The 21,552-nt window shown below is 46.0% G+C and carries 21 protein-coding genes; 13 read left to right on the forward strand and 8 right to left on the reverse strand.

The features are described from left to right. Window positions 1–279: 279 nt before the first annotated feature. The 4 genes from malE (L4C42_RS22300) to L4C42_RS22315 all read left to right on the forward strand — a co-directional run bounded on the left by malE (L4C42_RS22300) (window position 280) and on the right by L4C42_RS22315 (window position 5,350). Window positions 280–1,461: a maltose/maltodextrin ABC transporter substrate-binding protein MalE gene (malE, locus tag L4C42_RS22300; RefSeq protein WP_353498990.1), complete on the forward strand. Its 1,182-nt coding sequence runs from the start codon at window positions 280–282 to the stop codon at window positions 1,459–1,461. An 81-nt stretch (window positions 1,462–1,542) separates the two neighbouring features. Next, on the forward strand, window positions 1,543–3,114 hold the full coding sequence (gene malF / locus L4C42_RS22305; protein ID WP_353498991.1) for a maltose ABC transporter permease MalF: 1,572 nt from the start codon (window positions 1,543–1,545) through the stop codon (window positions 3,112–3,114). An 11-nt stretch (window positions 3,115–3,125) separates the two neighbouring features. Continuing rightward, window positions 3,126–4,016 carry a maltose ABC transporter permease MalG gene (gene malG / locus L4C42_RS22310; protein ID WP_353498992.1) on the forward strand — a complete coding sequence of 297 codons (891 nt, stop codon included), beginning with the start codon at window positions 3,126–3,128 and terminating at the stop codon, window positions 4,014–4,016. A gap of 410 nt (window positions 4,017–4,426) precedes the next feature. Next, window positions 4,427–5,350, forward strand: a complete 924-nt coding sequence (locus tag L4C42_RS22315; protein ID WP_353498993.1) for a cation efflux transmembrane domain-containing protein — start codon at window positions 4,427–4,429, stop codon at window positions 5,348–5,350. Here L4C42_RS22315 and L4C42_RS22320 read toward each other — a convergent pair. Beyond that, a complete protein-coding gene (locus L4C42_RS22320; RefSeq protein WP_353498994.1) occupies window positions 5,331–5,579 on the reverse strand; it encodes a hypothetical protein in 249 nt (82 codons plus the stop codon). The genes L4C42_RS22315 and L4C42_RS22320 overlap by 20 nt on opposite strands. A gap of 81 nt (window positions 5,580–5,660) precedes the next feature. Then, window positions 5,661–6,551, reverse strand: a complete 891-nt coding sequence (locus tag L4C42_RS22325) for a LysR family transcriptional regulator (RefSeq protein WP_420884637.1) — start codon at window positions 6,549–6,551, stop codon at window positions 5,661–5,663. Window positions 6,552–6,685: 134 nt separating this feature from the next. Here L4C42_RS22325 and L4C42_RS22330 point away from each other — a divergent pair, with 134 nt between their 5' ends. From L4C42_RS22330 to L4C42_RS22345, 4 genes are all read left to right on the forward strand, one after another. Continuing rightward, window positions 6,686–8,320, forward strand: coding sequence for a glycoside hydrolase family 13 protein (locus tag L4C42_RS22330; RefSeq protein ID WP_429761782.1), 1,635 nt, complete (start codon window positions 6,686–6,688; stop codon window positions 8,318–8,320). Window positions 8,321–8,447: 127 nt separating this feature from the next. Beyond that, on the forward strand, window positions 8,448–8,774 hold the full coding sequence (locus L4C42_RS22335; protein WP_353498997.1) for a rhodanese-like domain-containing protein: 327 nt from the start codon (window positions 8,448–8,450) through the stop codon (window positions 8,772–8,774). A gap of 48 nt (window positions 8,775–8,822) precedes the next feature. Next, window positions 8,823–9,479 (forward strand): DsbA family oxidoreductase, encoded by a 657-nt coding sequence (locus L4C42_RS22340; protein WP_353498998.1) that lies wholly within the window; start codon window positions 8,823–8,825, stop codon window positions 9,477–9,479. A gap of 285 nt (window positions 9,480–9,764) precedes the next feature. Then, the gene (locus tag L4C42_RS22345) at window positions 9,765–10,325 is read left to right on the forward strand and encodes a hypothetical protein (RefSeq protein ID WP_429761783.1); all 561 of its coding nucleotides are present in this window, start codon (window positions 9,765–9,767) and stop codon (window positions 10,323–10,325) included. 407 nt (window positions 10,326–10,732) lie between these two features. Here L4C42_RS22345 and L4C42_RS22350 read toward each other — a convergent pair whose 3' ends face one another. From L4C42_RS22350 to L4C42_RS22370, 5 genes are all read right to left on the reverse strand, one after another. Beyond that, window positions 10,733–10,891 carry a hypothetical protein gene (locus tag L4C42_RS22350; RefSeq protein ID WP_353499000.1) on the reverse strand — a complete coding sequence of 53 codons (159 nt, stop codon included), beginning with the start codon at window positions 10,889–10,891 and terminating at the stop codon, window positions 10,733–10,735. Between the two features lie 334 nt (window positions 10,892–11,225). Next, window positions 11,226–12,401, reverse strand: coding sequence for a maltose/maltodextrin ABC transporter substrate-binding protein MalE (malE, locus tag L4C42_RS22355; protein WP_429761784.1), 1,176 nt, complete (start codon window positions 12,399–12,401; stop codon window positions 11,226–11,228). Between the two features lie 190 nt (window positions 12,402–12,591). Beyond that, complete coding sequence (locus tag L4C42_RS22360; protein ID WP_353499002.1) at window positions 12,592–14,403, reverse strand: alpha-amylase family protein; 1,812 nt, start codon at window positions 14,401–14,403, stop codon at window positions 12,592–12,594. Window positions 14,404–14,611: 208 nt separating this feature from the next. After that, complete coding sequence (locus L4C42_RS22365; protein WP_338166025.1) at window positions 14,612–15,097, reverse strand: acyl-CoA thioesterase; 486 nt, start codon at window positions 15,095–15,097, stop codon at window positions 14,612–14,614. Window positions 15,098–15,195: 98 nt separating this feature from the next. Further along, window positions 15,196–16,110 (reverse strand): DMT family transporter, encoded by a 915-nt coding sequence (locus tag L4C42_RS22370; protein WP_353500184.1) that lies wholly within the window; start codon window positions 16,108–16,110, stop codon window positions 15,196–15,198. Window positions 16,111–16,209: 99 nt separating this feature from the next. Here L4C42_RS22370 and L4C42_RS22375 point away from each other — a divergent pair, with 99 nt between their 5' ends. From L4C42_RS22375 to L4C42_RS22395, 5 genes are all read left to right on the forward strand, one after another. Then, window positions 16,210–16,998, forward strand: coding sequence for an AraC family transcriptional regulator (locus L4C42_RS22375; protein WP_353499003.1), 789 nt, complete (start codon window positions 16,210–16,212; stop codon window positions 16,996–16,998). Between the two features lie 208 nt (window positions 16,999–17,206). Beyond that, on the forward strand, window positions 17,207–18,004 hold the full coding sequence (locus tag L4C42_RS22380; RefSeq protein WP_353499004.1) for a hypothetical protein: 798 nt from the start codon (window positions 17,207–17,209) through the stop codon (window positions 18,002–18,004). Then, window positions 17,997–18,728, forward strand: a complete 732-nt coding sequence (locus tag L4C42_RS22385; RefSeq protein WP_353499005.1) for a hypothetical protein — start codon at window positions 17,997–17,999, stop codon at window positions 18,726–18,728. Before L4C42_RS22380 ends, L4C42_RS22385 begins: the two co-directional genes overlap by 8 nt. Window positions 18,729–18,947: 219 nt before the next feature. After that, a complete protein-coding gene (locus L4C42_RS22390) occupies window positions 18,948–19,730 on the forward strand; it encodes a hypothetical protein (protein ID WP_353499006.1) in 783 nt (260 codons plus the stop codon). After that, on the forward strand, window positions 19,727–20,512 hold the full coding sequence (locus L4C42_RS22395; RefSeq protein ID WP_353499007.1) for a hypothetical protein: 786 nt from the start codon (window positions 19,727–19,729) through the stop codon (window positions 20,510–20,512). The genes L4C42_RS22390 and L4C42_RS22395 overlap by 4 nt, the downstream gene beginning before the upstream one ends. Here the strand turns inward: L4C42_RS22395 and L4C42_RS22400 are convergent. Beyond that, entirely contained in the window at window positions 20,499–21,455 is a 957-nt protein-coding gene (locus L4C42_RS22400; RefSeq protein WP_353499008.1) for a LacI family DNA-binding transcriptional regulator, read from the reverse strand. The two genes, L4C42_RS22395 and L4C42_RS22400, sit on opposite strands and share 14 nt — an antisense overlap. Window positions 21,456–21,552 lie beyond the last annotated feature (97 nt).

The raw sequence follows: 21,552 nt of genomic DNA on the forward strand, positions 1-21,552 counted from the left end.
GTAGTAGGGAAGGAGGAGGAGGGTGGGGGGGGAGAATGTATGTGTGAGATCTCGGTCAAAAATTTGCGCCTGATAATAGTGAATTCTGTCACAACAGGAGATTGTTTTGTGATGTTGATCTATAGTCTTGGGCGATTGAGGTCACGGAAATCAACGCTTGTGGCGAGGGCGTAGAGAGTAGGATGATGAGAGCTTGCTGTATTTTTAAGATGATACTCATCGAAACTTGGGAAATCCTCTGGATGAACCTACGATCAAAACTATAAAAAGGATATAAACATGAAAAAAGCCCTAAGCACTGTAGCACTAGGTACGCTAGTCGCTCTAGGTTCTTTTGGTGCAAATGCTGCTATCGAAGAAGGACAACTCACTATTTGGATTAATGGTGACAAAGGTTACAACGGTCTTGCAGAAGTAGGTAAAAAGTTCGAAGAAGACACAGGTATTAAAGTGACAGTTGCTCACCCTGATGGTCTAGAAGCGCGCTTTCCTCAAGTTGCAGCGACTGGTGACGGTCCTGATATCGTGTTCTGGGCTCACGACCGTTTCGGTGAGTACGCTCAAGCAGGTTTGCTGGCTGAAATCAAACCTTCTAAAGAAACTAAAGAAGGCATTGTTGACTTTGCATGGGACGCAGTTAAGTACGATGGCAAAATCATCGGTTACCCAGTAGCAGTTGAGTCACTATCTCTAATCTACAACAAAGACTTGGTTCCAAACCCACCTAAGACCTGGGAAGAAGTAGAAGCATTGAACGCAAAACTTGCTAAAGATGGCAAGACAGCAATCATGTGGAACCTAAAAGAACCGTACTTCACATGGCCACTAATGGCAGCTGATGGCGGTTACGCATTCAAATACAACGGTGGTAGCTACGACGTTAAAGACGCAGGTATCGCTCAAGACGGTGTTAAAGACGCACTGACTTTCGTTAAAGGTCTAGTAGACAAAGGCGTTATCTCTGCAGATATGGATTACTCGGTATCTGAGTCTGCGTTCAACCAAGGTAAAACTGCAATGACTATCAACGGTCCGTGGTCTTGGGCGAACATCGAGAAGTCTGGCATCAACTACGGTGTGGCTACTCTACCTAAGTTCAACGGCCAAGCTTCTAAGCCTTTCGTTGGCGTACTAACAGCAGGTATCAGCACTGCGTCACCTAACCGTGACCTAGCAGTTGAGTTCCTAGAGAACTACCTACTAACTAACGATGGTCTTCGTGAAGTGAACAACGACAAACCTCTAGGTGCTGTTGCTCTAACTTCATTCCAAGACGAGCTAGGTTCTGATGCACGTATCGCAGCGACAATGGACAACGCGATGAACGGCGAAATCATGCCTAACGTTCCACAAATGAGTGCATTCTGGGCTTCTGCTAAGAACACAATCATCAACGTGGTAGACGGTCGTCAATCAGTAGAAGCAGCAGTTGCTGACGCTGAAAAGCAAATGACGAAGTAAGTTTCTAGAACAACCCTTTTAAGGAGGGGGTAACCCCTCCTTCTTTTCTATTTTTTTGTATTATCGCTAGCAGGTCCTTTTATGCAGTCAGTTCAAGGTACAGATGCCATGTCAGCAGAAACTAATACAGTTCCAAGCAGTAAAAAAGTATTCATCAAGTGGGGACTTCTTGGCTCAGTGGGACTTATCAATGGTTATGCGACTATTCTAATGTATTCCCGCGGTGAGCTTGCATTCGCATTGCTTACTGTGATTCTTACCGCTCTGGCACTCTATATTTTCGGCAGTAAGAAAACGTACGCGCACCGTTATATCTACCCAGGTATTGCGGGTATGATCCTTTTCATTCTTTTCCCTTTGGCGTACACGGTTGGCTTGGCCTTCACGAACTACAGCGCGAAAAACCAACTTTCCCTGGATAGAACGCAAAGCGTATTGATGCAGCGTACTTTCCAAAGTGGTGATAGCTATTCGTTTGAGCTTTATAAGACAGACAACGGTCACCGCATCTATGTAAAAGACGGTGAACAGCTGCTTGCTACGCCTGATTTTGATATCAGCAGCCCTTCTGCAGACTACGATCTTAACGCGGCAGATGTGCCAGTAGGTGAGAAAGAGAAGATCAAAGCGATTATTCAAAATCGTGCGAAACTCAACACGGTTGACCTTCATATGCCAGATGGCTCTGACATCCGTATGAGTGGTCTACGTAAATTTGCTTCTGTACAACCGCTATACACTATGGTGGAAGGTACAAACGACATGCGTAACAACAAGACTGGTGAGCTACTGCGCCCTAATATGGACGAGGGTTTCTACCAGCCAGTTAACGATAGTGGCGAGTTTGTTGGTAACACAGTATCACCAGGTTTTATTGTTGGTATTGGTACACACAACTTTGAACGTGTATGGAAAGACGATGGTATTAAAGAGCCGTTCATCAGTATCTTTATCTGGACGATTGTTTTCTCAGCAGTGAGTGTTGCGCTAACGGTTCTTATTGGTCTTGTACTGGCAAGTGTGGTTCAGTGGGAAGCACTACGTGGCCGTGCTATTTATCGCGTGCTGCTGATCCTTCCGTATGCAGTACCAGCGTTTATCTCGATTCTTATCTTTAAAGGCTTGTTCAACCAAAGCTTTGGTGAAGTGAACATGCTCCTTGAAGGTCTGTTTGGCATTAGTCCAAACTGGTTCTCAGACCCAATGCTAGCGAAAGCAATGATTCTCATTGTTAACACATGGCTAGGTTTCCCTTACATGATGATTCTATGTATGGGTATGCTAAAAGCGATTCCTGATGACCTGTATGAAGCGTCAGCAATTGATGGTTCAAACTTTGTTTCGAACTTCACCCAGATCACAATGCCACTGATGATTAAGCCGCTAACTCCGCTACTGATTGCAAGTTTCGCGTTTAACTTCAACAACTTTGTACTGATTGCCCTTCTAACGAACGGTGGTCCTAACATGATTGGTACTTCTGAGCCAGCGGGTTACACCGACCTATTGGTTAACTACACGTACCGTATCGCGTTTGAAGGTTCTGGTGGTCAAGACTTCGGTCTAGCGAGTGCAATCGCGACACTGATCTTCCTACTAGTTGGTGCACTAGCACTACTTAACCTACGCGTCACGAAAGTAGCTCAAGACTAAGGAGACCTAAAATGGCAATGGTACAAGGTAAGTCATTAAAATACCGCGTTTGGGCAACACACATCGCTATGTGGGCTTTCCTATCGCTAATTATTTTCCCACTACTGATGATTATCGCTATCTCGTTCCGTGAAGGTAACTTCGCAACGGGTAGCCTAATCCCAGAGCACCCATCGCTAGAGCACTGGAAACTAGCACTAGGCTTCTCGGTAACGAACGCAGACGGCTCAGTAACACCACCTCCGTTCCCTGTACTCACTTGGTTGTGGAACTCGATTAAGGTTGCGGGTATTTCATCAATCTTGATTGTATGTCTATCAACAACGTCTGCTTACGCATTTGCTCGTATGCGCTTTAAAGGCAAGTCAACCATCCTAAAAGCGATGATGATTTTCCAGATGTTCCCAGCAGTACTAGCATTGGTGGCGATTTACGCATTGTTCGATAAACTAGGTCAGTACATTCCGTTCCTAGGCTTGAACACACACGGTGGTCTGATTTTCTCTTACTTGGGTGGTATCGCACTTCACGTATGGACAATCAAAGGTTACTTCGAAACGATTGATGGCTCTCTAGAAGAAGCAGCAGCACTTGACGGTGCTACGCCATGGCAAGCATTCCGTCTCGTTCTTCTGCCACTGTCAGTGCCAATCCTAGCGGTTGTGTTTATTCTGTCGTTCATCATGGTTGTTGGTGAAGTACCGGTAGCATCACTACTACTTTCTGATGTAAACTCGTACACACTAGCGGTTGGTATGCAGCAGTACTTGTATCCTCAGAACTACCTATGGGGTGACTTCGCGGCAGCGGCTGTACTATCAGCATTACCTATCACAGTCGTATTCCTACTCGCACAGCGTTGGCTGGTTGGTGGTTTGACCGCCGGCGGTGTAAAAGGATAAAAACGATAAGGGTGACCGCAAGGTCACCCATTTTATTTGTATTGTTTAACATTATTTGGTTTGGCCGCCGACAAGTTGAACAAGCAACACTGGTGTTACGTATAGCTGGCTGTTATCAGGATTCCTTACTATCACGACTAACAGTTCTTGTAACCGACGCCCGAGCATTCGCTCGGGCTTCTTCTTTTCTTGTCAGTTGTCTCTTTTGTCACTAGTTGGTTTAGACTCACTATGTCTGCTATCGGTAAAACGAATTGATATATTGACCAACTCATGTAGGAATAGCATAAGATGCTGATATCTTTGCGCTAACTTTGAACAAACAGGGCTAGGTGCCATAGGAAAGGTCATATTCCTGTGTTATAAGGATGAAAGTCCGAGCAATAATCGCGTTTGGAAAGGATGGCCAAATGACAAAAATTACCGAATCAAAAGCACTAATTTATTCTGCCGTGGGTGCCGCGGTATTGTCGCTCTGGGGCGGCATAATGGCGCTGATTTCTGAATCTAGCGCCATACTACTGGATGCCTCTTTCAACCTCTTGTCTGCGGCGGTGTCGTACGCTTCTCTATGGATAGCGAAGCTAACCCAAACTGGCCGAACTCGTCATTACCCAATTGGATTTTTTGCCTTTGAGCCGCTGATCGTGGTGATTAAAGGCATTACCATACTTATTCTCATCGCCTTTGCAGTAGGCAGTAATATCCCGGTGATTCTAGCTGGGGGGCGGGAGCCTGCGTTAGGGCTGATGGCTGTGTATGTGTTCCCAGCCGTCGCTCTGTGCGCCCTTTTGTACTGGGTGTGTCATGTGGGTCACAAACAGTCTCATTCCGACATTCTAAAGGCAGAGAAAAACGCTTGGTTCATCAACGGTGTGATTTCTGGTGCGATTGGTGTGGCATTGGTGTTGGTGATTGCTATCCAAGAGACATCATTTGGGTGGGTTGGACGTTACATCGACCAGATCTTAGTGGTGCTGTTCAGCCTAGCGTTTATCAGCGATCCGATAAAGCTTGTCAAAAATGGTATGCGAGAGTTGACGATGGCGACGCCTCCAATTGAGCACACTAAGCCTATCTATCGCAGCTTAAAGGGACTCGCTCAGGAATATGAGATTGAGATTGTGGATATTTTTATCGCCAAGCTTGGCCGTAAAACCTGGGTCTCTGTCTATGTCGATCCGAAGCGCGAATCCATGACATTTAAGAGTTATGAACGATTTGTGGAAGATCTAAGAACGAAGGTGGATAAGCCATATACCGTCACAGAAGTGGATGTCATTTTACAACGTTCACCCACTTCAGAAAGCACGCCTAAGTTAGCTCACGGCTAGAAGGCGCGCAGCCAAGATACTGGAGCAAGACATACAAACTTTCTTGCTCCAGTGCTACACGCTGGAACAAGTCGGCAAACACCTCATCACCGCCAAAGCAGGTCTGGATGTAATGATTGATTTCATCCCGCTGATACCCTTCAACGTACATGGTACGTATCCATTGATATTCCACCGATTTTAAATCAGTTAACGTGGATTGACTTAGGGTAATATCGCTCAGGGTCAAGTCGAGCTCCTCTCTCAGACTATTTTAACGCTGGGCGATTACATCAAAGTTTAATGAAAGAAAAATGACAGTTTGGTGACCTTACTTGGAATTGACATTACTGGTGAGAAGCTGAACAAGGGCTTCCACGCTCGATTTGTTTTCACCTTGTTTGGTGTAAATACCGATATTGCCGACCTTTTCTTTATCTAGATACGCGATGACGATGTCATGTTTTTCAAGCCAATCACTGGCTTTGTGGCTGTAGGGCATGATCGCTTGCGTCATATGCAGCATATCCATACTGGCCATTACTGAATCCACGTCGTAGGTGATGCGCTCATCAAACTGAGTGTCATGAGGAAGGCCGTTCGCTAGCACCGATTGATGCCTTGGATGGTTTGGGGTCACCCTTAGAAGCGGGTAGCGGTGCAAGGTGCTTGGCTCGCTTATCCCAGTTGCAAGTGGGTGGCTCTTAGAAACGTAGATGGCTTCATAATCTTGAAACAGTGGCTGGAACACAACACGGCACGACTCTGACAGGTCTAAAACTTCATGACCTATGAATAAATCTATATCACCTTGAACGAGATGGTGTAGCAGAGACAAGTTATTCCCGAATTCAAGGTGAAACGAGCTGGCTGGATTTGACGCTTGGTAATCTGCCACCGATTGGCGCACAAAGCCCTCCCACCATACTTCTCCCGTACCGATTTTTACTTTACCGAATTGGCGCTGCTGCATGTCGTTAAACTGGTGCTTAAGGGCAAAGTACTGTTCTTGTTGCTCTTGTGCAAACTTACGAAATTTATTGCCATAAGGCGTCAATTCCACGCCCTTAGATAGACGATTAAACAAGGGCGCACCCATCTCCACCTCAAGCTTTTTGATTGCAGAGGTGAGAGACGGCTGACTAATAAATAGCTCATCAGAAGCTCGTTTAATGTTGCCGTGTTTTGCTACTGCCAAGAAGTACTTAATGGATTTGTTCAGCGCCATACATTGCCTTTTGGTGTGCCTGTCTTTGGTATATAAAAAATCTATATGATTATACGGAGAATCTATTTTTAATCCCAGCGATAACTTCGTAAAGTGGGGGTAATTTAACGATAAGCTAGGACAGACTCATGGAACAAAAATGGTGGCACGATGCGGTGGTATATCAGATTTACCCGCGCAGCTTTTGTGATTCGAATGGAGATGGCATTGGAGATTTAAATGGTATTCGCTCCAAGCTCGATTATTTACAAGAATTAGGTGTAGATGTGATTTGGTTATCGCCCGTGTATCAGTCTCCTATGGATGATAATGGCTACGATATCTCCAGCTACCAGGCTATCGCGCCTGAGTTTGGCACCATGCAAGATATGGAAGCGCTGATCGCCGAAGCAAAACAGCGCGGTATTCGTATCGTGATGGACTTGGTGGTTAACCATACCTCGGATGAACATTCTTGGTTTCAGCAAGCGTGCGAATCAAAAGATTCTCCATATCGTGACTACTACGTTTGGCGTGATGCGAAGCCAGATGGTAGTGCACCTAACGACCTTGATTCGATCTTTGGCGGCAGTGCATGGCAGTGGCATGAGCCGACTCAGCAATATTATATGCACCTGTTTTCAAAAAAACAGCCTGATCTTAACTGGGAAAACCCGAAGGTGCATGATGAAGTCCACCGTATGATGAACTGGTGGATAGACAAGGGTATCGGCGGCTTTAGGCTTGATGTTATTGATCTGATTGGTAAAGAGATCGACAAAGGCATCACGGGGAATGGCGAAAGATTGCACCCACTTCTGAAACAGATGAATCAGGCCACCTTTGGCGGTAAAGACCTTCTGACGGTTGGGGAAACTTGGGGGGCGACACCGGAGATAGCCAAGCTATATAGCGCCCCCGAACGTGATGAGCTGTCGATGGTGTTCCAGTTTGAACACATTACGCTCACTTGGAAAGACGGTGATAAATGGCAGCCGATCGCACTCGACTTGCCTGAGTTTAAGAGGGTGCTGACCAAGTGGCAGTTAGAACTCGCCGATCAAGGTTGGAACTCACTGTTTTGGAATAACCACGACCTGCCTCGCGCGGTTTCCAAGTATGGTGATGATGGTGTGTATCGCACCAAGTCAGCCAAAATGTTAGCCACTGTACTGCATGGACTTAAGGGCACGCCTTACATTTATCAGGGTGAAGAGATCGCGATGACCAATGTGAAGTTTGAGCGCTTAGAGCAATACAAAGACATTGAGTCGCTTAACTTCTATAAAGTGAGAACACAAGCGGGCGTAAGCCATGAAGAGATGATGCATGCGTTGGGTGAAAATGGTCGTGATAACGCCAGAACACCGATGCAATGGTCAGCAGCTCCGCAAGCTGGTTTTACACAGGGTACGCCTTGGATTGAAGTGAATCCAAACTACACCGAAGTAAACGTTGAAGATGATCAGGCGAGTAGTGATTCTGTGTATCGTTATTATCAGTCTTTAATTGCACTTCGTAAGCGCTATCGTGCGATCGTGCACGGCGATTTTATCCCAGTACTTGAGCAGCATGACAAAGTCTTTGCTTATCTCAGAACCGAAGGAGAGACACGTTTAATGGTTGTCGCGAATTTCAGTGGCGAGTCATTAACGGTCGATTTGAGTGAGTTCAGCCAAAGTTCGGCTGAAGCGCTGTTATCAAACTCTGGGAGAACTACGTTTGATTTCAATAAGTTAGAGCTTAAACCTTACGATGCCTTTATGATCAAGCTTAGTGAATAGAGGCTATATTCATGCTGCCAAGCGCATCTTGAGATGCGCTTATTTTAGCTTTGTCTAAAATAAATAATTGACAGTTCCGGTTAGGGTATATACATTAGATTTAACTTAATTAGCTGGAGCTGTTGTTATGAATTCTACTGTTGAAGCAACCACGACCTCAAATACGAGTGCCATTCCTAACACGTCTAAATCTGTGGCGGCTAAGCAATATTTGATCGATGTGCGTTCGCCACAAGAGTTTGCCTCAGGCCATATCCCAGGTTCTTTGAATGTTCCGTTACAAACGATTTTCGCGGTTGCCAATAGTGATATTCAGCCTCAAGACAGCCTTATTGTCTATTGCGCATCCGGTATGAGAGCGACTCAGGCGGTTCAAATTCTTGAATCCATGGGCTATCGAAATATCGTTAATGCCGGTACGTTATCAGCGGCTAGCGACTATATTTCACAATAATCGTTCTTGATCCTCAGAAGAAGTCATAACCAAACGGGAGAATGCATCATGTTAAAAATCGACTATGTCAGCGATGTACTTTGTGTGTGGGCGTGGGCAGCGGAGGCTCGAAACGATGCCTTGTTAGCTAACTTTGATGGCCAAATTGAACTAGCACCTAAGTTCATTAACTTGTTTGGTGATGCGCAAACTCGCATCGGCAAGGGATGGAGCGACAAAGGCGGTTTTGATGGATTCGCAAAGCACACCGAAGAGGTGGCAGCTAAGTTCCCTGAATTAACACTGAGCCCTTCTGTATGGCGCAGCACTCAACCAACTAGTTCCATGCCTGCACATCTTCACTTAAAAGCCGCAGAGCTTGCTGGCAGCAGTCAAAATGAGGTGTTGCAACTCGCTAAGGCGTTAAGACAGGCTTTCTTTGAACAAGGGAGAGATATCGGCAATGTTGAAGTTATTACGGATGTTCTTGCCTCTCAGGGAATAAACATTGAAGCACTTCAGCCGTACCTTATGGATGGCTCTGCTTATGCGGCACTGTGGAGTGACCAACTGCTACGTGAGGCTCAACAGATCAAAGGTAGTCCAACTTATATTATTGATGGCGGGCGACAAACCTTGTTTGGCAACGTCGGCTATCGAGTCATAGAAGCGAATGTGAAAGAGCTTTTAAAACCGCATACGGGCCAAGGCGCGAGTTGGTGTTAACTTAAATTTGTCCTTAAGATCGAATTAAAAGGCGGCTTTATGTTGAGAAGTCGCCTTTTTTGTGAGTATCTATTTGTCAATTTTGTAAAGAACAACCTTTCTATGCATAGAGTTGGACGCCTACCCCATTTGCCTATTGGCTCTAGGTTCATGTTTGCATAGAAATTTGAGTTCTACCGAGTTCTGTTGTTTAAAGTCTTCTAGTGCCAAGGATACTCTCATATGTTGTCGCCATCAGTGTTTATTGCTAACAAAGTGATATGTTAACGAGGTGGACGAGAAATTATGTCAGTATACATAGGAGCTAGGGATCTTAGCGGTGTTCCTTTAGGTACACACCAGTTCATTGTTCTCCATTTTAGTGAGCCCCAGTTTCCAATCCATACAAGCGGTATGGTGTATCACACTAAATATTTAGGAGATGGTCATTATGGTGTTGTTATTGGTGCGCAGAATAGAGGCAGCCTTGTTGTAGAGATAGCAGAGAAGGGTGACCTTTTGGCGACCAGAGAGTACTTTGGTGCAGCCAATACATCTATATTTAAACCTGACTTTTCTTCTCAACTAAGGCTAGTGGATTATGGCACTGTTCCTGACGCTGAAGCTAAACGAAGAGTCATGCAGTCAGCAACAAACTTTAGATTAAACCAGGCTATTTCACCAATTCCCTATCCTTTTATGGGGCTGGGGTACAACAGTAATAGTTTTGTTCAGTCATTGATTAGGCATTCCGGTGGGAATGTAGATACCAATATGAATGGCTGGGATGTTTCACACGACAAAGTTATTCCAAAGACGTATTTTGAAGCGCAATGTCCAGTCAAACCGAGGCCAACGCTGAATTGATATGAATAAAAAAATGTACTTATTTTCACTAGTGTCTTGGCTGAGTGGGCTTGTTGCTATTCTAGCAATAAGCTTTTTGTTACGTGGGTTGGGGAGTAACAGCGGTTTAGGTTTTCCCGAAGTAGTGTGGTTTACTCTTCAAGCTTTACTGTTTTGCTTCTCGATGGTTCTGGCTTACAAATCAGTTGCCAAAACTAGAGTGGGTTTAAGACTACTATGGATGCTGTTGATGGCTATAGCTTGTGGAGTATCTTATTTCGTACTCACGTGGTGGTATGTTGTCGAGACAGGCGTGGATTCTATTTGAGATTTTATTTCAGATAGGGCAGCGTGTAGCTTACTGCATTGATCAAAAAGGCGACCACGTATTGTGAGGTCGCCTTTGTGACGATTATCGCCTTGTGATTCTAATAAGGACGATCTTGCTCCATTTCGCGCTCTTGTGCAGGCTCAAGTTCATGTAGGTAGGGATCATAAGCGCAGTCACCAATTTCATTTCTTGGGCAAACATGTACGTTGTTTCTCTCTATCATTGGCGTTTGGCACATTGGGCAAATTCTGTCCATCGTAATCTCCTTGTTTCGCTTTAATCTCGTTTGTTTTCATCACTTTGTCACCACCCATCACCTTCTAACAAGCGTGATCGTGTGGTGTCGTACGTGCTCGAACAACAGAGGAACTGCGAGCATAGTTAAAGGGTATAGATAGCGATAGTGACAAATTCAATCGGCTGTTTAAGATCTTGAGTGAGAATGTGATGAAGAAGGGGATCTGTTGCAGAGCGATTCAAAGCGTTACATTGCGACTTTAAGAGAGGGTCACGAGCTGACAAGAAACAACAAAACTTCGATTGATTTACTCGCCAAGCGCGGTTTTTGCGCACTTGGCGATTGGTTCGCATTAACGCGCCAATTGTTTTTCCGCAGTAGCAAGTGCCTCGGAAACAGTCTGGCGACCTAGTAGCGTGTTTTCGATGGCAGCGCCTTCAGACATCCAAAACGTCATCATCTTTGGAATCGCTGGCATGATTTCGCCGTTTTCAGCGTTAATCATGGTTGAGCGAATACGCTGATCAGATTCTAAGGTCTGTTGGAAAGACTTCAGAGTCACGGCACCAAGCGGCTTGTCGTTGTTGATAGTGGTGAGCGCTTCGTCGGTAAACAGATAGTTTTCAATAAACTCTACCGCCAAATCTTCATTTGGACTTGCTGAGCTGATACCGGCACTCAAGATACCAACGAATGGGTTCGATTTTTCGCCACCCAGCGTAGGGAAGGTGGCAACGCCGTAGTTGATGCCTGCTTTGTCTAAGTTACCCCATGACCAAGGGCCGTTGATCGTCATCGCCACTTCGCCTTTGGCAAAGGAGGACTCGGCATTAGCATAATCCATTCCTGGATCCACAATGCCTTCTTGCTTCATGTTCAGCAAGAACGCTAGGTTGTCCTGAGCGCGTTGATTGTTAATCCCTGTATCATTAGCATTATGACCTTGTGGGGTTTTCGCGAAAGAATAGGTGCCGGCAGAGACAATTGGCCAAGTGAAGTAGGCGTTTTTCACATCCCACATAATGGTGTCTTTGCCTTGTGCTTTCATCTTAGCGTGAATAGCTGGTAGCTCTTCCCATGACTTAGGTGGTTTTGGCAGCAAGTCTTTATTGTAAATCAGTGAAATGGCTTCAATAGCAAGTGGGTAGCCAATGGACTTACCTTTGTAGTTCACCGCATCCCAACTAAAGTCGACCAGTTTCTCTTGGAATTCTTTACTCGGTTTTACTTCTCGCAGCAGGCCAGATTCGGCATAGCCACCAAAGCGGTCGTGCGCCCAGAAAATGATGTCTGGACCATCGCCAGTCGCAGCGACTTGCTGAAAGCGTGCTTCTAATGACTCTGGAAACTGAACGCTGACTTTAATACCAGTATCGGTTTCAAACTGTCGGCCGACCTCTGCTAGCCCTTCGTAACCTTTATCACTGTTGATCCAAATAAGCAGTTCACCTTCTGTGACCGCCATTGCTGGAGCTGCCGTTAACGTTGCTAGTGCCAAAGCGGTTAAGGATGTTTTTAGTGTTTTCATTGTGACTATCCTGTCCATGTGCATTGGGATAAGAATAATCGGATGCGATGAGGTGTAAAAATAGCCTTTTTGTAAAGTGGTATAGATTTTTACTATTTCACTTGCGCTAGGTGTGATCTGAATGAGTCAATAAAAGCCCCAGTTTTTACGCTGGTGCTTGATAGCATTGGGCTTCGATAAAGTCGGGAGGTTAACGCTCGGTAGCCATGAGTTGAAAAATATGTGAAGCCAGTGGGTTGAGGGCAATATCAACTTTGCCAGAGCCATTTTCGACACTAAGCTCTGTGGTTACTTTTGGATTTAGCGCGCAGGATAGCGAGTAGGTACCATCGATTAGTCCTAAGGCTTTGATCGCCTCGGCTGGAATGGTAATCGGTTCACTGCTGGCTTGGTGTGCATCAAAGTTAACCAAGACTAACGCAGCATCGCCTCTGTTCTCGCGCCAGTATCCATAAAGTTTATGGCGAAGCTCACCATGGCGTTCATCACGCTGAATATCCAGTAACAGTCGAGAGCCTGACATAGCAGGGCTACGTTGCACAAAGCGCATTAAGTTTTGGTAAAAACGACGCAGAGTTAACTCTTGTTCGGTGGATTGACCGCCATCGAATGCGCCATTATTCATCCAGCGTTGGTGGCTTGGAACACCGATATAGTCAAAAATCGAGGTGCGTGTTGGCTGACCAAAGCCTGCGTGTTCTTCGCCTGTTTCTCCTAGTTCTTGGCCAAAGTAAAGCATGGTAGGCGCGTTACTGATGGTCGCCGAAACAACCATTGCAGGTAGGGCAGCTTCGGCGCTGCCGGCAAACTCAGCGCAAGGGATTCGCTGCTCGTCATGGTTATCGAGAAAGTGCAGCATGTGCGGCTCGATGTCACTAAACTCTGTTTGGATGCGAGAGATGGACTCTGTGCCTTCGCGGCCTTGGATAATCGCCTTGAGCGTATCGTAAAGATCAACCTTGTCGTAGAGCGCATCCATTTTGCCAAACTGAATGTAATCTCGGTAGAGGTGTGGCTGGTACACTTCGGCCACTAATAAAGCATCGGGATTGTTGAGTTTGATTGATGCGTTGAGAAAGCTCCAGAACTCCACCGGCACCATTTCTGCCATGTCATAACGAAAGCCGTCGACACCTTGCTCGAGCCAGTACATGGCGATGTCGCGAAACTTGCGCCATGAGCTCGGTACATCTTTGCCATCCCAGAATTTAGCGTGTTCCGCATAGTTTTTGTGTCGATAACATTCCGGTAATTCAGGAAAGTCTTTGCTGCCATCCGGTCTTACACCGTAATTGACTTTAACCGTTTCATACCAGTCGTCAGCGCTTGGCTTGGCGGCTCTAGCGCCGTTGCCTGTCCACTTTGCTGGGTACTCATGATAAGGCTGCTTGAGTCGTGGATGATCCTCTCCACCGAGCGGTGCGAGATGCGTTGGTACATCGGGCAGTTCGAACGCTTGCTCTGGAATGTAGTAAAAGCTGTTTTCACGCGAGTACTCAAGGCTGGTGTCATCTTCCGCACCAAAATCGGTTACACCTTCAGGGTTATTCAAGCCTTGATATTGGCGAGCCACGTGGTTTGGCACGATATCAATCACCACTTTCAGTCCCGCTTTGTGCGTGCGCTCAATAAGCTGTTTAAACTCTTGATTTCTCTGGGCTGGTTCGTCGGCTAAATCTGGGTTTACCGAGTAATAGTCCTTCACCGCATAAGGTGACCCAGCGCGGCCTTTGACAACGGCGGGGTGATCATTGCGTATGCCATACTCGCTGTAATCACGGATCACCGCATGGTGCGGCACGCCGGTATACCAAATATGGGTCATGCCGAGCTCTCGAATGGATGCTAGCGCGGTGTCACTGATGTCACTGAACTTGCCGACACCATTTTGTTCTATGGTGCCCCAAGGCTGGTTGGTCGAGTTAGTATTGCCAAATAGGCGGGTGAAAATTTGGTACAGATGAACCTTTTGCTCAGGTTTAGAAATGGAAGGGTTGGGCATAAAATCTCACCAAACTGATGTTGTAGGAGTTCAATTTTGGATATAGAAAAAATCTATCACGTCAATCTAGTGTAGTTGAAGGGAAAAGATGAAAACTCCTCCTTTTGGAGGATGATTTAGGGCGTAGATGAGATCTGTATAACAAATGCAGACCGAGGATTCAGTCTGCATGAACTTTAGGGCTTGATTAACAAGTAACGAGAGGGAGTTACTTGAGATATTTGACGTGCGCTTCCATCTCTTCGCCAATCTGTTTGCGCATGTTCATCAGCTTGATTGCCGATTCACGAAGTTTAATATCGTCTTCGGTTTGCGGTACCCATTCTGGCACCTCGGTTGGTTTGCCATTTTCATCCACCGCCACCATGATAACGATACAGTGTGTTGTGAGACGATTTTTCAGCTCTTTGGGATCACTAGCTTGCACATCGATGGCAATGTGCATTGAGCTTCTGCCGGTGTATATCACTTTGGCACTCACTTCTACTAAGTTGCCAACGTGGATTGGCTCAACAAAGCGAATGCCACCAGCGTAAGCGGTGATACAATACTTGCCACTCCATGCCGCGCTGCAAGCGTACGCCGCTAAGTCAATCCATTTCATTACTGCGCCGCCATGCACTTTGCCGCCAAAGTTAACATCGCCTGGCTCGGCTAGAAAACGCAGGGTGGTCTCTCTTCTGCCACTACTCATTATTTTTATTCCTTTATCTGAGCTGCTAAGTGGCTTGATTATGACAAACTTGTTAACAACACGCTATGAGTTTGAGTGTGCGAGTTTTTTGCTGTTCGCTATTGTTTATCGATAGTGAGTTTAGGTGCCACCGCTTCTGGCGCAGGCTGGAGCTTTTTGGTCTTAATTTGCGACAAGATAACGCCGGAAATGACCATGAGCCCGCCAATAAGGTGGAACTGGGTAATTGACTCGCCAAGCAGTACTGCAGCGAGAGCGACCGCGATGACTGGCAACAAGTTCATGAACATGGCACTGCCATCTGCGCCAATTAAGTCGATCGCTTTTACCCAAAGCAGAGGCGCGACAAAGGAGCCGAGCAATCCCGCGTAGGCAATAAGCGGCAGGGCAGAGCTGCTTGGCAAGATTTGCTCGCTAGTCAGTAATAGTGGAAATAACATGATGACGGCAAATACGCCTTGGGTGTAAATCAGCATCCAGCTAGACAGCTGCATTTTCCAGCGTTTTAGCAGCACACAGTACGTCGCATACACAATCGCTGCGAGTACCATCAGGCCGTCCCCTTGAGAAATGTCTTGATGCAAAAAGAAGCTGAGGTCGCCTTGTCCTAGCATAAACGCAAGGCCAGCTAGCGAGATCACGCCGCCAACGATGCTCAGCTTAGAGATACGTTTGCCAAGTAACGGCACGGAAATGAACACCGCGAGCAGGGGGACTAGTGAGGTTATCAGCGCCATATTAGAGGCTGTAGTGGTTGCCGCCGCGTAGTAGCCCAACGATTGGTTAAGTACCATGCCCAGCAATGCAAGAAACGCGAGTTTGGCGCTGTTTTTGCGGATCTCTGGCCAATGGCGCTTCACTTTCGGCAAGCAGAATGGCGTCATTACCAAGATCGCAAGCGCCCAGCGATAGAAACTCATCGCGCTCGGTTCGATCATAGAGGCGGACATCTTGTTCACAATGGCGTTGCCGCCCCATATCAACACAGTAAAGAAGGGAAGAAGATAGACCACTGTGAACCTCATCGCGTTTTGTAAGTTGATACATAGTGTGACAGGTCGGTATAATTGCATGTATCTTTAAAACGACATTGCGCGCGATAGGAAGACAAGTTGAAAAAACACACTAGAAATTTGCACCCCTCTTTGTCTATAGACAAGATGCCCTCCAATGTTTTCATGAACTTCGATGCGTTTTTGTCGAACACCGAAACCCGCGTTCATTGCCACCCATGGGGACAAGTTCAGCTGATTAGCGGTGGGATATTGGAAATGGAAGCGCAGGATACGCGTTTTCTAGCACCGCCACACCTCGCCATTTGGGTTCCGGCGGGCGTGATGCATTGCAGCTACAACCGAAAACCGCTCGAATACTGCTCTCTTAATATTGCTCACGAGTTTACTGACGGGTTTCCAGATAAAACCAGCTTAATCAAAGTGACACCGATCGTCTCCTCGATCATTGAGGATTTTCGTCACCGTAACGTTAACGTGGCCGAATCTGAAAAAGATCAGCGCCTGATCCAAGTGCTCCTAGACCAGCTGAGCGATCAGCAAGAGCAGCATCACTTCCTACCTTCTAGTAATAACAAATACCTCGCCCCCATTCTGGCAGCCATTGAAGAAGAGCCAACTAACGACATTAGTCTTAAGGAGTGGGCATCAAAAGTTCATACGACCGAGCGCACGCTTGCACGTTACTGCCAAAGCGAACTCGGCATGAGTTTTACCGAGTGGCGCTTGCGAGTACGGTACTTGTTTTCAATGGATCTATTACGAAGTGGCCATTCAGTAAAAGAAGTTGCGTTTACGCTCGGTTATAACCAAGCAAGTCCATTTATCTCGATGTTTAAGAAATATTCTGGGCAAACGCCGGAGCAGTATAAGAATAAGTTGTTGTAGGGTAATTCCTGGTGACTCAGTGTGATTGGGATATTTGACACTGCAAGATATTCTGTTGCGCTGCTATAAGCGACTCAGCTATAGCTTAATGCTACTGAATTCTCACTCACTGAGACAGCTCTCTCAAAAGGTTGAGTTAGATTAAAGACATAGCTTCGAAGTGGTGATTATTATTCGCCAGTTCTATGGTTGTGAGTAGTTTTATTGCATGTTCCCCAAGCGCACTTGGCAAAATCTGATCTTCATCTTTCTCTATACGCTGCTTATTGGTTGTGTTTATCAAGTACTCACGTTTCGTCAGGAGCTGAGCAGCAGCGCTGAGCAAATTCTTAGCAAAGTTGAGTTTCAACTATCAAAGATCGAAAGAGAGTTGAGAGCCGTTTATCAACCGACGGATTGCAGCACTGAAGCGCAAAAGGTTCTGGCTCATCATGTGTTTCGAAGCATAGGCTTACGTGGACTCGCGGTTGGAACAGTGCAAAGCGGCGATGAGGAATCTTTTATCGCTTGTAGTAATTTTGGTCAGCACAAAGCTGCGGTTACGTCGACATTTTGGGATGCTAGATACAGCCGAGATGTGGCGTTTGCCAAAATCAAGCAGATTGAGTATCGACGCGATCCCTCCTATGCCTTAGCGATTATCAAAGACAATACCATTGTCCTCGGTGCTATTAACCCGCGCATTATTCTTGGCTGGTGGATTGAACCATTTTTCCCGGAGACCAAGGCTGTCCTGTCTTTTAGTAATGGTGAAGCGTTGTTGTCTCGTGGTATCGATATTGCCGATGGTGATGGCATTGAAATGACGACCGATTCCGAGCGCTACCCAATACAGATTCGTGTGACGCAACCTATTACTGTGCTTTGGGGTAAGCTTTTAACCTTTATCGAGCGGCTAACGCTCGGCGGAGTATTGGTATTTGGTAGCCTGTTGCTGTTTGACGTTTATCGTCGTAGCACACGCAGAGAAAACCCTGAGCAAGACTTTGAGGTGAGTCATGATTAAGTGGCTGGTGGTGATGTCGCTATCGGCATTGGTGAGCCTAGTTGGTGCCTATTTCAGAATTACACATGAATTGGAGACGAGTGCGATCGGCGCAACAGCAAGGGTGGATAGGGAGATAAAGAGTATTCTCAATGTTATCGACATGCTGCCAAGCGATCCCAATTGTGGTGATGAAGTGAAGCGAGAGTACGCCAATATTGCACATGAAAACGAGCGTATTCGTGCGGTGGGTTATATCTATGACACGGGCGAACAATGGCATGTTTGTAGCATGCTCGGGCGCCAACTTTCTAAGCTTAATTACTGGCAAGGCAGCAAAAAAGAGGGGGTGTTTATTGGACACTCATTGTTGACAGTACACTTCCCAGAAACTTCGTTTGTTGTATCCAAAGATAAAGGGAAGCAGAAAGCCTTCGCTTACGTCAATCCAAGAAGAGTGCTTGGTTACTGGATTGAACCAAGCCTTCATTATGCAAATTACAGCCTGACGTTGGACTCGGACTGCGTGCCTTTTTACACACGTTCACCTTTGAGAATGCAAAGCATGTTGCTACAAACGGCGCATTCTAAGCACCATCCTTATTCCATTCAAGCGACGGCTTCGTTTGTCGATGTGTTGAAACGTAGTGGGATTTATTGGTTGCGCGTGATGTGTATAGTGGGTTTGGTTTGGATCAGTTATCGGCTGCTTAAAGGCTCTCTTCTTCAAGTGGTTGAAAAATAGCGAGTGCCATGTCGTATAAATACTTAGACTAAATGAGAATATTCCGTGATGGTTGTTTTACGTAATATTTATACAGTGTATATGTGGTTTTTATTTCATTTTAATTTTGAATGACGTCTCGCAATATATATAAACAATGTTTAGAAATTTGAGGTGGGATAAGGTTCGTATAAATTTGATGCTGTATAACAGTGAGGAAATTCAGCGCAAATTTATTCAATGCAATTAAAACAGTCCTTCACCAATATTTTCTATATTTTTCTCTACACGCTGCTGATTGGCTGTGTGTATCAGTTCTTTACGTTTCGCGAACAGGCTCATCAAGAAGCACAGCAAGTGCTAAGTGGTGTCGAGCGTCAGCTTACCCAAATCCAGTCAGAGCTGCATGTATTGTCTAACTATCTGTTTCCTTTAGCAGAGTGCGATAAATCGATGCAGACAGAGCTTGGTCATACGGTTTTTCGCAGCGTTTCAATGCGCGGCCTTTTTGTTGGTACCAAGCAACCAGATCTTTATCAATTTTGCAGCAACCTAGGACCTACGAATCAGCCGCTGGATAATTCGTTTTGGAATGAAGCTCGAAAAGGGGATATTGGCTTTGCCAAGTTGCGCTCACCCACTCATGACGGTAATACTTCTTACGCGCTAGCACTTTATCGAGATGATAACGTCGCTATTGCAACGATTAACCCCACGGCGATATTGGGATGGTGGGTACAAGAAGCGCCTCAGGAAACTCATCGGATCCTTCACTTCTCAAACGACGAAACGCCACTTTTGCAGAAAAATAGCGCTTCATTTGGGGATTACAAAGCCACCAAAGAGTCGCTATTGTTTCCTATTTCGATTTCACTCTATAAAGATACTGCTCTATACAGGCAAGGAATCGTCACCTTTATCGTAAGGTTGTTGGTGGTGTTCGGAATGGTAGTGGGTGCCATTGCAATGATTGGCTTTCGTAAAAAGCAGGTGCAGCCTGAGAAGGTGCAGGAGCAAAAATGAGAGTTGTCATCTATTCACTGTTGCTAACAGTACTGCTCAGTGTTTTGAGTTATATCTTTGCAACCGCCACCATTAAACAAGACATCGCCAACGAACTTGAGGCCAGTTTGACAAGCATCGATAGTAGGATTGAATCGACGCTGAATTTGGTGGTGTCTCTACCCAAGCATGAAGGGTGCGAATCAGAACATCGCCGATTCTACAATCGAAAGGCGTATATCGAAGAGGAAGTTCGAGCGCTCGGCTATGTAAGAAACCACACAACGGGCTGGTATGCGTGCAGCTTGTTTGGAGAAGTGTCATCAAACAAAAGCTATTGGGCTGGCAATACCAGTGAACAAGGTGTGTTTATTGGTTGGTCTCTGCTTACGACATACTTCCCGGAGCCATCGTTTGTTGTTGCTCAGCAGGTAGGAGAAACCGAGTATTTTGCTTATATAAATCCGCGCAGAATGTTGGGACACTGGTTAGAGAGCCCGCTTCGCGATTACTTTTATCAGGTGTATTTATTGGGAGAGTCACTGCCGCGTTATTCAAGTGAACACGTCAATATCGATAACAGTTTTTGGTCTACTTTTGTTCTTAGCCATCGTGTTGTATCGCCACAATACCCTTATGAGTTAAAGGTATCGGTATCACGCAGTGCAGTATTGCTGAGAACGGCGACCTATACGTTAAGAATGCTATTGGCCTTTGGCGTCATTTGGTGGCTTCTCATCGTTGTAAGACGAGCATTAAAGCCCGTTGTCCAACACCATTCTAGCTATGCTAACGACGATTGATAACCGATTCACGAGTGACGAGTCGGCCAGTAATTAGAGGCTTGTGCGACATCGGTTTGTCTTCCAGAATTGCGTCTAACTTCTCCATAGCCATATCGACGATCTGCTGTGAAGGGTAGCTGATGCAGGTGAGGGGAGGATTGAGCTGGCTTGCCAATTGTGAATCTTCCAGTGACACGATCGAAACTTCTTGAGGTGTCGCCAAATTGAAATCTCTGAACAGGTTCATTGCTACAGCAGCTTGGCTGTCACGCATCACTACTAAGGCCGTAAACGGGTGGTAGCTGTTTAATAGCGACATAATTGCTTGCTCATTGTTGCCATTTGCTGTCACGATAAGCTGTCTGTTGACTGGCATTGCCGAGTTTTGTAGCGATGTTTTATAGCCTTCGAGCACTTGTGTCGATGCGTAACTTTCATCGTCTACTACAATGGCTATGCTTGCGTGACCTTTGCTCGATAAGAAGCGGCACGCACTCTCTGCTGCAAATTTGTAATCGTATCCGATAGCATGCTCAGCGCTCGCTAAACTATCGATGGCAATGACGTTGTCGTTAGCTAAGGATTGAATCGTGCCACCGAGTGAGATGATGGCGTCACAGTGTCTTTGATTAAGTTCTTCCACCATACGAACTTGCTCGTCTGCGGTTTCTGCAAATTGAACCAGCATGTGTTTGCCTTTCGCTTTCAGTGATTTTGCAAGCAGAGGTAGGTAAGTAGACACTTGTCCAGCGTCGCTAGAGGAAAGGATAACGCCAATATAATCGGAGCGTTGATTTGCCAGTGTTTGTGCAGCGGCATTTGGGCGGTAGTTAAGTTCTTCGGCGGCGCGTAATACAGCCTCACGACTCTCTGGCTTAACACCACGGCTGCCGCTCATCACGCGAGAAACGGTCGCTTTCGATACGTTTGCTAGCAGAGAGACATCGGTGATAGTAGCCATGACAACAACCTTAATAGATTCATAGAGTTTCTAGAACTGGGAAACCGTTTCCCAAGATTTCCGTTATTGTACTCTTTCAGAGGTAGTGATCCAAGTC

Origin of the sequence: Vibrio wakamikoensis (assembly GCF_050337275.1) — a bacterium.
Taxonomy (GTDB): domain Bacteria; phylum Pseudomonadota; class Gammaproteobacteria; order Enterobacterales; family Vibrionaceae; genus Vibrio; species Vibrio chaetopteri.

Bases quoted from the DNA above. Each gene is read 5' to 3' on its own strand.
- malG (WP_353498992.1), top strand. From the start codon at position 3,126: ATGGCAATGGTACAAGGTAAGTCATTAAAATACCGCGTTTGGGCAACA.
- L4C42_RS22335 (WP_353498997.1), top strand. From the start codon at position 8,448: ATGAATTCTACTGTTGAAGCAACCACGACCTCAAATACGAGTGCCATT.
- L4C42_RS22390 (WP_353499006.1), top strand. From the start codon at position 18,948: ATGCAATTAAAACAGTCCTTCACCAATATTTTCTATATTTTTCTCTAC.
- malE (WP_429761784.1), bottom strand. From the start codon at position 12,401: ATGAAAACACTAAAAACATCCTTAACCGCTTTGGCACTAGCAACGTTA.
- malE (WP_353498990.1), top strand. From the start codon at position 280: ATGAAAAAAGCCCTAAGCACTGTAGCACTAGGTACGCTAGTCGCTCTA.
- L4C42_RS22340 (WP_353498998.1), top strand. From the start codon at position 8,823: ATGTTAAAAATCGACTATGTCAGCGATGTACTTTGTGTGTGGGCGTGG.
- L4C42_RS22330 (WP_429761782.1), top strand. From the start codon at position 6,686: ATGGAACAAAAATGGTGGCACGATGCGGTGGTATATCAGATTTACCCG.
- L4C42_RS22315 (WP_353498993.1), top strand. From the start codon at position 4,427: ATGACAAAAATTACCGAATCAAAAGCACTAATTTATTCTGCCGTGGGT.
- L4C42_RS22360 (WP_353499002.1), bottom strand. From the start codon at position 14,403: ATGCCCAACCCTTCCATTTCTAAACCTGAGCAAAAGGTTCATCTGTAC.
- L4C42_RS22400 (WP_353499008.1), bottom strand. From the start codon at position 21,455: ATGGCTACTATCACCGATGTCTCTCTGCTAGCAAACGTATCGAAAGCG.
- L4C42_RS22350 (WP_353499000.1), bottom strand. From the start codon at position 10,891: ATGGACAGAATTTGCCCAATGTGCCAAACGCCAATGATAGAGAGAAAC.
- L4C42_RS22345 (WP_429761783.1), top strand. From the start codon at position 9,765: ATGTCAGTATACATAGGAGCTAGGGATCTTAGCGGTGTTCCTTTAGGT.
- L4C42_RS22365 (WP_338166025.1), bottom strand. From the start codon at position 15,097: ATGAGTAGTGGCAGAAGAGAGACCACCCTGCGTTTTCTAGCCGAGCCA.
- L4C42_RS22395 (WP_353499007.1), top strand. From the start codon at position 19,727: ATGAGAGTTGTCATCTATTCACTGTTGCTAACAGTACTGCTCAGTGTT.
- L4C42_RS22380 (WP_353499004.1), top strand. From the start codon at position 17,207: ATGTTCCCCAAGCGCACTTGGCAAAATCTGATCTTCATCTTTCTCTAT.
- L4C42_RS22385 (WP_353499005.1), top strand. From the start codon at position 17,997: ATGATTAAGTGGCTGGTGGTGATGTCGCTATCGGCATTGGTGAGCCTA.
- malF (WP_353498991.1), top strand. From the start codon at position 1,543: ATGCAGTCAGTTCAAGGTACAGATGCCATGTCAGCAGAAACTAATACA.